Raw genomic sequence first — 9,497 nt, forward strand, 5'->3', positions numbered from 1 at the left:
CACTCAATACTCAGCACTCAATACTCAGCACTCAGCACTCAGCACTCAATACTCAGCACTCAATACTCAGCACTCAGCACTCAGCACTCAATACTCAGCACTCAACCAAACCGATATCCAAAACCGCGTACTGTAACAATATATTCGGGATGACTGGGGTCTTGTTCTAACTTCTCGCGTAACCAGCGAATATGTACGTCAACAGTTTTGCTGTCACCAACAAAGTCTGGACCCCATACTTGGTCTAATAATTGTTCGCGCGACCAAACTCGTCGCGCGTAGCTCATAAATACTTCCAACAGACGAAATTCTTTTGGTGATAAGTTGACTTGCTGTCCCCGAACTAAAACTCGACATTCCTGTGGGTACAAAGTCACATCTTTATATTGTAAAACTGGTGATTGCGGCAATGCGCTTAATCGCTGGCGCCTTAATAGTGCCCGACAACGCGCGACTAACTCCCGAACGCTAAACGGTTTGGTCAAGTAATCATCGGCGCCGACTTCTAAACCTAGTACGCGGTCAGTTTCACTACCCTTAGCACTCAACATTAAAATTGGTACAGGATTTCCTTGATGACGCAACAAACGACAAATATCTAAACCGTTAACTTGCGGCAGCATCAAATCCAAAATCACTAAATCAAAATTATTCTCTACGCTTGTAGAGTCACCACCTTTCAAATAATCAATCGCCGAACGCCCATCCGTTGCCGTCACCACTGTATACCCTTCACCTTCCAATGCCATCAGTAGCATCTCGCGTATCAATTCTTCGTCTTCAACTACTAAAATACGGCTTGTTTGTCCAAATTCCGCACTTGAAGGATATTTGCTCAGTTCATTGGTGCTATACATCGATATCACTAAACTAGGTTTTATTTTCTATAACAGTAAAATATTCATTTTATTTTACTAGTACTATTGAATTATTTTGTATAACTTATGAAAACTTTACAATGCACGGAGGCACCCATTGTAATTATAAGCTAACCTCAGTAGAAATGATTAGAAGTTTTGATGAGCTTGTTATCAAAACTCAACTTGCTATATATCTAGACTACCAAATCCCGTTTCTAACATCAAACTTTAATTATCCAAAGGCGCCACTCCATAACTCCATTTTTGATTGACAGCGAATATTTACCCAAGTATACTAAATTTAGTACAATTAAACTATAGAATTTAATTTAGTACTTACTTTCAGCATTTTTACTCTGCCAATAGTAAACATTTTGAGGCTAGCCTAAGTATTTACGGATAAAGCTTCCGTATTGGCTTTCAGCCTTGAGGTTGGTTCGTATCGTTTATGGAGTTAGTGAAATGGACATTGTAAATAAAGATAGTAAACAACAGCTAATGCAAGCTTTCGGGCATATTATATCAGAACGCAAGCAGTTTGAGTCAAAAATTGCTACAAAGCTTGAAGTCGCAGAAAAAGCCAAAAATAAACAGATACTCGAAGCAGCTTCTAAGTATACTGTTGACACCATCGTTAAAAGCTTGGCTGATTTACAAATAGAGTTTGGCAGTATTGTAAATAGCTTATCGGAGAAGCTAGCTTTAGAGAATTCTAAGCTTGATGAACTCAACCGTGCAATAGAGGTGGAGACACAGCAACTACAGGAACTTCAGAAAACAAGAGTTGTTGCAGATGCAGTTGATGTTTTAACTCAAGAACATCAAGAGAAGTTAAAGACTGTAGAGCAAGACACACAAGCAAAGCGCGAAGCTTTGGAGAAAGAAACAGCACAAACTCGTACTCACTGGCTTCGCGAACAAGCTGAGTTTGATGAAGCACTACAAGTTTATAATCAATTGCAAGTAAAGCAACGTCAGCAAGATGTTGAAGAATATCAGTATAAACTCGAAAATACCCGTAAAATTAATACCGACGCATACGAAGCAAGAAAGCGTATGTTAGAACGCGAACTGCAAGAAAGTACCGCTACAAAAGAGAAAAGTTGGGCAGAGCGTGAAAAAACTTTAAAAGATAACCAAGCATTATTGGCAGAATATCAAAAGAAAACAGCAGCGTTCCCAACTGAGTTAGAGGAAGCAATTAAGAAAGCGCGCGAAGAGGCAATAAAAGATACAAGTCAAAAAGCAAAGGTTGAAGCTGACTTACTAGAGAAAGAGTGGGAAGCTACGAAGCAAAGTTACGAACTTAAAGTTAAATCTCTCGAAGAAATAGTACAAAAACAAGTCGAACAAATTGAAGGTATCTCTACCCAGCTACAAGCAACACTCAAGCAAGCACAAGATTTAGCAATGCGCGCGTTTAATCAATAACCCAAGAAAGCCAAAGAAAGAGAGTTACTATGTCAACGAAAAAACCAACAGATAAAAATACTAAAGCCGAAATTCTTCAAGCTTACGAAGAGTTAGCAAAAGAAAAAGCAGTTCTGAAAACAGAACTGGAGACAGCCAAGCAAAATAGTTCAGAGAATAGTACGCTCAAAGAAACATCTAAACCAACATCAAAACCAATGGAAAAAGAGAAACCAACTAATTCATCAGCAAGCATTCAGCAAAAGATGAACTCAACAATTGAAAGCTTAGTTAAAATACAAATGGGGTTTGGTAGTGCTGCAAATGAATTATCTGAATTATTAACCGCGAGAGCGTTAAAACTGGCAGAAATTAAGCAGTTAGTTGCTCAAGAAGCCAAGCAACTTAAAGAGTTACACAAATTAGAAGTTAACGACAATACCCTAGATACTCTCATTGAAACTTATGAGAATAATTCTAAAAATTATCAAGAGGAATTTTTAACAGCTAAGGAAACTCTGTCGCAACAAATTCAGGAAATGCAGAATACTTGGCAAAAAGAGCAAGAAGCGCATAAGCTTACAGTCAAAGAACGTAATGATAATCTTGCTAAAACTCGCCAACGTGAAGAAGCTAGTTACAAATATGACTTGGAACTCCAAAGAAAACTAGCAAATGACGAGTATGAGCAGCAGCAGAAATCTTTATATGGGCAGTTAGAAGAGCAGCAGGAAGAAGCTAATAAGCAATGGAGTATAAAAGAGAAAAGTATTTCTGAACGTGAGTTGCAGTTTGAAGAATTAAAAGCCAAAGTCGAAGCTTTTCCAAAAGACAAAGAAGCTGCTATTAAAAAAGCAACCGAAGAAGGTAAAGGAATTGCACATTACCAAGCCAAAATTAAATCTGATTTGTTGGCTAAAGATGTAGATGGACAAAAACGATTTTACGAACAAAGACTACAATCATTAGAACAAACTATTTCTAATCAAGAAGCGCGTATTCAAAATCTTTCCAGACAGCTTGAATCTGCATTGAAGCAAGTTCAAGATTTAGCAGTTAAAGCAATTGAAGGTTCTTCTAGTGTCAATTCATACCAAGCAATGAAAGAAATTGCTTTGGAACAAGCAAAAGGTCAAGTTAAAACTAAATAAATGACAAAGAAGTGACAGTATTCTAGAACCATGTCATTAGTCACGGAGTGAAGCATCTAATAAACTTGAAGGTTAAATAGATTCTTCGCTGCGTGACTAATGACAATAAAGATATACTCAGAATGACAATTTAAGAGAATAACAAATTGTATTTTGGCAAAATTTGGATGCTCTTAACTAGAGTTGATTATTTTTGCTATTCTTGCTATTATTGTTATTATTAGCTTTTTGAAGTAGATTTCTTCTTCCTGTAAAACCTGGCTCGCTAATAATTGGTTGACCAGTTGGTGGTGGGTCTTGTCTTTCGTTATCTGACATAATAATCTCCTTTAAGGTATAAAATCAAGTAAAAATTAAGTAAGTAAGTAAAAATCAATTAGAAATTAAGTAAAAAAATATTTATGGATTTGTTTTTTTGTTTTTATTATTGTTATCATTAGATGTATTATTATCTACGAAACCGTTATCTGTTCTAAATGGTCTACCGCCGGGAGTAGTAGGTTTTGGTCTTCTTGAAGTCATATTAGTTTACCTTTGTATTAATTTGTTTGGTTACAGGTATTACTACATATGGCGTATAACTAAATCCGGAAATATGAATGCATTTTGATACTTTAAAATACTAATATTTTTGTTCTATATTAATTTGTGTGGTGGGCTGTCAGTCAGCGATCGTAGTATTTTAAAAATTTTTAAAAATAAAAAAGAGACGCAGCGCGTCTCTAAAGAGGAAACCCATTAAATTTTGTTGATTTAAAAAAGTATTGATAAAGATATTGAAACTACATATTGAAATTTGAAATTAAGATTGCTAGCAATTTTAGATGTGTAGGAAGACAACGTGTTATGCAGGAAACACAGAAGCTTCGTGACTGTCTCTAAATTGAGATACAACTTGGTAAATTTCTAATCCGGAAATATTGAAAGTTTTTTAGTTATAAATTTTCGGTTACGGGATAGGAGATTAAGACCGATATATAATATACTCGGTCTCTACGTGTTTTTAGGCGAAGGATGAAAAATCTAGGTTTGGGGGGATATCTTGAATACGTCCAGGGCCTACCGCGCGGATGGCTTCGCGTAGGTTAACGTCACCTGTATAAATAGCACGTCCAACGATGGCGCCTGTAACACCGAGGGGTTCGAGAGCGAGTAAACTGAGTAAATCGGTGATAGAACTAACTCCACCGGAAGCGATAACAGGAATCGAAATTGTATTAGCTAGTTCGCGGAGTGCGTCAAGGTTTGGGCCAGCAAGTGTACCATCACGATGGATATCTGTGTAGATAATGGCTGAGGCGCCGAATTCTTGCATTTGTACAGCGAGTTGAGTTGCCTTTATTTCTGAAGTTTCAAGCCAACCGCGCGTAGCAACCAAACCGTCACGAGCATCAATGCCAACAATTATTTGACCGGGATATTCTTGTGATAGCGTTTGAACTAATTCGGGTTGTTCGACGGCAACAGTACCTAGTATGCAGTAGCGTACACCAATATCGAAAAGTTGTTTAACGCTGTTGATGTCGCGTAACCCTCCACCAACTTCAACGGGTATTGAGACTGCTTGTGTAATTGCTTTTATGGCTTCAAAATTTACGAGTTTACCAGCTTTGGCGCCATCTAAATCAACTAAATGTAAACGGGTGGCACCAGCTAAAACCCACTCAGTAGCAACTTCAACAGGATTTTCATTAAAAACTTGGGACTGCGCGTAATCTCCCTGATACAGTCGTACACAATGCGCGTCGAGTAAATCAATTGCTGGAATAACTTCCATTTTGAGCGTTCCTTTTGGATATAGCGAAGAGGGGGTTGAAAGTTCCCCTTGTTATTGTCCCCTCTCATCGCTACTTTTTGCCTTTCGACTTTAGCGATGTACAATTACTGGTGTACCAACGGATGCCCAACTGTATAAAGTTCTAGCTTGTCCCGGTCGTAAATTTACACAACCGCGACTTACCGGAGTACCAAAACTATTATGCCAATAGGCGCCGTGAATTCCATATCCACCGTCGTAGTACATGACACTAGGAACATTTTTACGGTCGTAATCTTCACCGCGCATCCGAGCTATACGGTATTTACTTTGAATATTAAACACACCACTCAGTGTAGGTGTCTTTCGTTTACCTGTAGAAACAGGCATCGAATAAACCGGAGTTCCACCTCGCCAAGCAACTAGTCTTTGGTCTGAGATGTTAACTTGAATCCAGCGACGTTCAGACTGTTTAAGTCTTTGAATCGATTGACGAATTCTGGAACCTTTTGATTGTGCCAAAGCTTCTGTAGAACTTCCACCCAAAGAAGCAAGAGTTAGCGCTGCACCAACAAATATTGCGGTTAAGGGACGCACCCAATTATTAGAAACCCAATTTTTCATGATTTACATTCAATTAATAACGATTAAGCGCAAATATTCAGCATATTGCCGTGGTGTGTGAGGTAGCCCTTATTACATAGTAATATTTTAGGTTTCCTTTTTAACACACAAACAAAGAATGTAAATACTCAGCACTCAGCACTCAGCACTCAGCACTCAGCACTCAGCACTCAGCACTCAGCACTCAGCACTCAGCACTCAGCACTCAGCACTCAGCACTAATTAATAAGCGTCTTGCAACTCGTAAAAATCAGGCGAGATGTAATCTTTACGTAAGGGGAAACCAACCCAATCTTCGGGCATTAAAATACGCTTTAAATTGGGGTGTCCTTCGTAAACGATACCGTACATATCGTAAGATTCACGCTCTTGCCAATCAGCTGTTTTCCAAATCCAATATACAGATGGTAATCTTGGATTCTCACGCGGCAAGAAAACTTTAATACGCACTTCTTCGGGTTTGTCAACATTATCAGCTACTTTTGCCAAGTGGTACATGCTGACTAACTCCTGTCCAGGCCCCATATCAATGCCACACTGACATTGAAGATAGTTAAAGCCATATGCGTATAAAGCGGTAGCAGTTGGCAAAAGATAATCTGCTTCGATTTTGATTATCTCGACTCCGGTGCTATCAGGCGGCAGTGACTCGTTAGCGAAGCCATTTTCTGTAAGCCATTGAGCAACTTTACCAGCTTGTACTAACGCCTTTTCTTCTGCTACTACTGGTTGTGATTCATCAGCCACGTTCGGTTGCCTCCTTTTGTTTTTGCGATGTTAGCAACGCTGGTGGCACTTCCATACCCATACCTTCGGTTAATTCAGAAGGTGGTGTATAGCGTGCTTCTGACTGAATGTACTTGCCAGTCAGAATTTGTGCAACTGGCTTCATGTTGTGAGTTGTGCTGTAGTAACGGTGTGTTTGCTTGATAACACCACGTTCCTGCATTGATTCGTTAGAAATTTTCTTCCGCAGCTTAATAATCGCGTCAATAATTGCTTCTGGACGAGGAGGACATCCTGGTAAGTATACGTCTACAGGAATTAATTTATCAACTCCACGTACCGCACTTGGTGAGTCAACGCTAAACATCCCACCCGTTATTGTGCAGGCGCCCATTGCGATTACATACTTAGGTTCGGGCATTTGTTCATACAAACGCACTAACTGAGGCGCCATCTTCATAGTGATGGTACCAGCAGTAATAATTAAGTCAGCTTGACGTGGGCTAGAACGAGGAATCAAACCAAAACGGTCAAAGTCAAATCTCGAACCAATTAGAGCTGCAAACTCAATGAAGCAGCAAGCTGTTCCAAACAGCAGAGGCCATAAACTCGAAAGTCGTGCCCAGTTATACAAATCGTCAACGGTTGTTAAGATAACATTTTCCGACAGGTCAGAAGTAACCGTCGCACGCTGAATTGGGTTTAAGATACGTTCGGTTTGTTGAGCCGTTATATCTTTTGCCGCACTAGCATCTAAGACCATTCCAAAGCTCCTTTACGCCATGCGTAGACTAGGGCAACTACAAGAATCGCGATAAAAATAAGCGCTTCAATAAACGCTAACAACCCTAGACGGTGAAATGCTACCGCCCAAGGATACAAAAATACTGTCTCCACGTCGAAGACGACGAAAACCAGCGCAAACATGTAGTAGCGGATGTTGAACTGAATCCAGGCGCCACCAATCGGTTCCATACCGGATTCGTAGGTAGTGCGTCGTTCGGCGTTATTGCGACCACTGGGTCGCAGAAGCTTGGACGCGCTGAGAGCTAGGGCTGGAACTAGGCTACATACAAGTAGAAAGCCTAATAGGTACTCGTAACCGCTGAGGACAAACACAATATATTTCTACCGCTTTGGGAAATTGACGAATGTTACCTTAATTTACATACATTATATCGTCTCAGCTTTTTTGAATCTTAGAAAACATATGGCTAGGTAATTTGATTCGTTTTTGGTAGTGATAGAAAAACCTAACACTTGTGTCATAATTTGTAACGTATATTTTAAGATTCGCCTGTCAAATACCAGGCATCTGGGATTATGAGCGAACACGAAATCGAACCAGCAGGTGAGACATCTGATGTTGAAACCGCTGAAACTGTTGAATTAACTGAGTTAGACCGCCACGAGTGTCGTTCCTGCGGCTACGTTTACGAACCAGAAAAGGGAGACGATAAACGCGATATCCCTCCGGGAAGACCTTTTGAAGAACTACCTTTAATTTGGCGTTGTCCTGTTTGCGGTGCCAAAAAAGCAGCTTTCGTCAATATCGGCCCTGCGGGTAGCGCATCAGGTTTCAAAGAAAACCTCGGTTATGGCTTAGGCGTCAACAAACTAACACCAACGCAAAAGAACCTTCTGATTTTTGGCGCTCTAGCAGTCGCCTTTTTACTCTTTATGAGCCTGTATGGCTTGCAATAGGGACAAATTAACAAAAATAACGAAAAAAATACTGATGCTTTTAATTACAAAATTTTGGCGGCGAATATTGACTGTTGCAGCAGTAATTTTGATTTGTGCTGGCTGTAGCAGCGTCCCTAACACAGCATACAATCCTTGGGAAGTAATTTCTGTACCTACGGATGCAAAACTGCTTGATGTTGCTTTCACTTCAGACAAACAGCACGGTTTCATAGTTGGTAGTAATGCCACAATTTTAGAAACTAGAGACGGGGGCAATACCTGGAAACCCATTGGACTTGAACTTGATAACGAAAAATATCGTTTAACTTCGGTTAGTTTCTCTGGCAACGAAGGTTGGGTAGTTGGAGAACCTGCATTATTGCTACATACAACCGATGAAGGTCAATCTTGGTCGCAGATCCCGCTCTCGGAAAAATTACCTGGAAACCCAGTTAGCGTTGTGGCATTAGGTTCTAACAAAGCAGAAATGGCTACTACTGTTGGTGCCATCTATCAAACGGAAGATGCTGGCAAAAACTGGAAAGCTCAGGTCGAAGAAGCTGTAGGTTTTGTGCGTAACATGAAGCGTTCGCCAGATGGCAAATACGTAGCAGTATCGGCGAAAGGTAACTTTTACTCAACTTGGGAGCCGGGACTAAACGCATGGGTTCCTCACAACCGTAATAGCTCGCGTCGCGTCGAAAACATGGGCTTTACCTCAGATGGAAACATGTGGATGATCGCACGTGGTGGTCAACTTCAGTTTTCTGACCCAGAAAAACCAGAAGAATGGCTCGAAGCTCAGTATCCTGAATTTTCTACCAGTTGGGGATTACTTGACATGGCATATCGTACACCCGATGAAATTTGGGTAACAGGTGGTAGCGGTAACTTGTTACGCAGTGCTGACGGCGGCAAAACCTGGGAAAAAGACCGCGATGTCGAAGAAATTCCCGCTAACTTGTTCAAAGTTGTCTTCTTTTCCCAAGACCAGGGTTTTGTACTAGGTGACCGTGGTGGCTACTTGCTCAAGTACCAACCTGATATTGCCTCTACTAAACCAAATAAGGAGGCGCCCGTTTAGTGCTGAGTGCTGAGTGCTGAGTAGAGTTAGGAGTTAGGAGTTAGGAATTATGAGTCAGAAGTCAGAAGTCAGAAGTCAGGAGTTAGGAATTATGAGTCAGAAGTCAGAAGTCAGGAGTTAGGAATTATGAATATTAATCAGCACTCAGCACTCAGCACTCAGCACTCAGCACTCAGCACTCAGCACTCAGCACTCAGCAC

Annotated in this window: 11 protein-coding genes; 4 read left to right on the top strand and 7 right to left on the bottom strand. The window is 40.5% G+C overall.

The window, feature by feature from the left end; translation table 11 throughout:
• Positions 1-101: 101 nt before the first annotated feature.
• Entirely contained in the window at positions 102-857 is a 756-nt protein-coding gene (locus AC2JBO_RS39510; RefSeq protein ID WP_496959093.1) for a winged helix-turn-helix domain-containing protein, read from the bottom strand.
• A 465-nt stretch (positions 858-1,322) separates the two neighbouring features.
• Here AC2JBO_RS39510 and AC2JBO_RS39515 point away from each other — a divergent pair, with 465 nt between their 5' ends.
• Together AC2JBO_RS39515 and AC2JBO_RS39520 are read left to right on the top strand one after the other, a co-directional pair.
• Positions 1,323-2,291 carry a hypothetical protein gene (locus AC2JBO_RS39515; protein WP_496959094.1) on the top strand — a complete coding sequence of 323 codons (969 nt, stop codon included), beginning with the start codon at positions 1,323-1,325 and terminating at the stop codon, positions 2,289-2,291.
• Between the two features lie 29 nt (positions 2,292-2,320).
• Positions 2,321-3,421: a hypothetical protein gene (locus tag AC2JBO_RS39520; protein WP_496959095.1), complete on the top strand. Its 1,101-nt coding sequence runs from the start codon at positions 2,321-2,323 to the stop codon at positions 3,419-3,421.
• A 177-nt stretch (positions 3,422-3,598) separates the two neighbouring features.
• Here the strand turns inward: AC2JBO_RS39520 and AC2JBO_RS39525 are convergent, their stop codons facing one another.
• The 6 genes from AC2JBO_RS39525 to ndhC all read right to left on the bottom strand — a co-directional run bounded on the left by AC2JBO_RS39525 (position 3,599) and on the right by ndhC (position 7,646).
• Positions 3,599-3,739 (bottom strand): hypothetical protein, encoded by a 141-nt coding sequence (locus AC2JBO_RS39525; RefSeq protein WP_496959096.1) that lies wholly within the window; start codon positions 3,737-3,739, stop codon positions 3,599-3,601.
• A 685-nt stretch (positions 3,740-4,424) separates the two neighbouring features.
• A complete protein-coding gene (gene hisA, locus AC2JBO_RS39530) occupies positions 4,425-5,198 on the bottom strand; it encodes a 1-(5-phosphoribosyl)-5-[(5-phosphoribosylamino)methylideneamino]imidazole-4-carboxamide isomerase (RefSeq protein ID WP_496959097.1) in 774 nt (257 codons plus the stop codon).
• A gap of 90 nt (positions 5,199-5,288) precedes the next feature.
• The gene (locus tag AC2JBO_RS39535; protein WP_496959098.1) at positions 5,289-5,801 is read right to left on the bottom strand and encodes a L,D-transpeptidase; all 513 of its coding nucleotides are present in this window, start codon (positions 5,799-5,801) and stop codon (positions 5,289-5,291) included.
• Positions 5,802-6,023: 222 nt separating this feature from the next.
• Positions 6,024-6,548 (bottom strand): NAD(P)H-quinone oxidoreductase subunit J, encoded by a 525-nt coding sequence (locus tag AC2JBO_RS39540; protein ID WP_496959099.1) that lies wholly within the window; start codon positions 6,546-6,548, stop codon positions 6,024-6,026.
• A complete protein-coding gene (locus tag AC2JBO_RS39545; protein ID WP_496959100.1) occupies positions 6,541-7,290 on the bottom strand; it encodes an NADH dehydrogenase subunit K in 750 nt (249 codons plus the stop codon). The genes AC2JBO_RS39540 and AC2JBO_RS39545 overlap by 8 nt, the downstream gene beginning before the upstream one ends.
• Entirely contained in the window at positions 7,281-7,646 is a 366-nt protein-coding gene (gene ndhC / locus AC2JBO_RS39550) for a photosynthetic/respiratory NAD(P)H-quinone oxidoreductase subunit C (RefSeq protein ID WP_496959101.1), read from the bottom strand. Before ndhC ends, AC2JBO_RS39545 begins: the two co-directional genes overlap by 10 nt.
• Before the next feature lie 204 nt (positions 7,647-7,850).
• On the opposite strand from ndhC, the gene AC2JBO_RS39555 reads away from it, so the two are divergent.
• A complete protein-coding gene (locus AC2JBO_RS39555) occupies positions 7,851-8,231 on the top strand; it encodes a rubredoxin (protein ID WP_496959102.1) in 381 nt (126 codons plus the stop codon).
• 34 nt (positions 8,232-8,265) lie between these two features.
• Positions 8,266-9,297: a photosynthesis system II assembly factor Ycf48 gene (locus AC2JBO_RS39560; RefSeq protein WP_496959103.1), complete on the top strand. Its 1,032-nt coding sequence runs from the start codon at positions 8,266-8,268 to the stop codon at positions 9,295-9,297.
• The last annotated feature ends 200 nt before the right edge of the window (positions 9,298-9,497 follow it).

Source organism: Calothrix sp. CBUCES-K 9914, from assembly GCF_059640475.1.

Excerpts from the sequence above, each read along its gene's own strand:
- AC2JBO_RS39545 (WP_496959100.1), bottom strand. The coding sequence starts at position 7,290 with ATGGTCTTAGATGCTAGTGCGGCAAAAGATATAACGGCTCAACAAACC.
- AC2JBO_RS39510 (WP_496959093.1), bottom strand. The coding sequence starts at position 857 with ATGTATAGCACCAATGAACTGAGCAAATATCCTTCAAGTGCGGAATTT.
- AC2JBO_RS39520 (WP_496959095.1), top strand. The coding sequence starts at position 2,321 with ATGTCAACGAAAAAACCAACAGATAAAAATACTAAAGCCGAAATTCTT.
- AC2JBO_RS39525 (WP_496959096.1), bottom strand. The coding sequence starts at position 3,739 with ATGTCAGATAACGAAAGACAAGACCCACCACCAACTGGTCAACCAATT.
- AC2JBO_RS39560 (WP_496959103.1), top strand. The coding sequence starts at position 8,266 with ATGCTTTTAATTACAAAATTTTGGCGGCGAATATTGACTGTTGCAGCA.
- AC2JBO_RS39535 (WP_496959098.1), bottom strand. The coding sequence starts at position 5,801 with ATGAAAAATTGGGTTTCTAATAATTGGGTGCGTCCCTTAACCGCAATA.
- AC2JBO_RS39555 (WP_496959102.1), top strand. The coding sequence starts at position 7,851 with ATGAGCGAACACGAAATCGAACCAGCAGGTGAGACATCTGATGTTGAA.
- hisA (WP_496959097.1), bottom strand. The coding sequence starts at position 5,198 with ATGGAAGTTATTCCAGCAATTGATTTACTCGACGCGCATTGTGTACGA.
- AC2JBO_RS39515 (WP_496959094.1), top strand. The coding sequence starts at position 1,323 with ATGGACATTGTAAATAAAGATAGTAAACAACAGCTAATGCAAGCTTTC.